Raw genomic sequence first — 467 nt, forward strand, 5'->3', positions numbered from 1 at the left:
CGGCGAGGGCTGGGCGAAGAAGATCATCCTGACCGGCGCGCGCGTCGACGCGGCGACCGCACTGCGGATCGGCCTCGTCGAGGACGTGGTGGACAGCGGCGCCGCGCGCGACGCGGCACTCGCGCTGGCACGCAACGTCGCGCGGCAAAGCCCGCATGCGGTGGCCTACAGCAAGGAGCTGATCGGCCTCGCCCGACGCGGCGTGCCGCGCGGCGCGGCGCTCGCGGTCGAACGCGAACGCTTCGTCGACCTGTTCGACACGGCCGATCCGCGCGAAGGCGTGGCGGCGTTCCTGGGCAAGCGCGCGCCGCAGTGGCGCACCGATGGAGAGCCGCAACGATGAGCACGCCGGTGACGAATCACGACACGTTCGCGGAACATGCGCCCGAGGTGCTGTTCCGCGTGGTGAACCGCGTGGCGCTGATCACGCTGAACCGGCCGGCCGCGCTCAACGCGCTGTCGTACGC

General features: G+C 72.4%; 1 protein-coding gene and 1 pseudogene. Both read left to right on the forward strand.

The features are described 5' to 3' along the window. Nucleotides 1–343: enoyl-CoA hydratase-related protein (locus tag ACU8YE_RS24890; RefSeq protein WP_446930211.1), on the forward strand; the 343-nt coding region annotated here is incomplete at its 5' end. Beyond that, a pseudogene (locus tag ACU8YE_RS24895) lies at nucleotides 340–467 on the forward strand (enoyl-CoA hydratase/isomerase family protein); the annotation flags it as partial. The gene ACU8YE_RS24890 and the pseudogene ACU8YE_RS24895, both read left to right, overlap by 4 nt.

It is taken from the genome of Ralstonia sp. VS2407 (assembly GCF_052950655.1).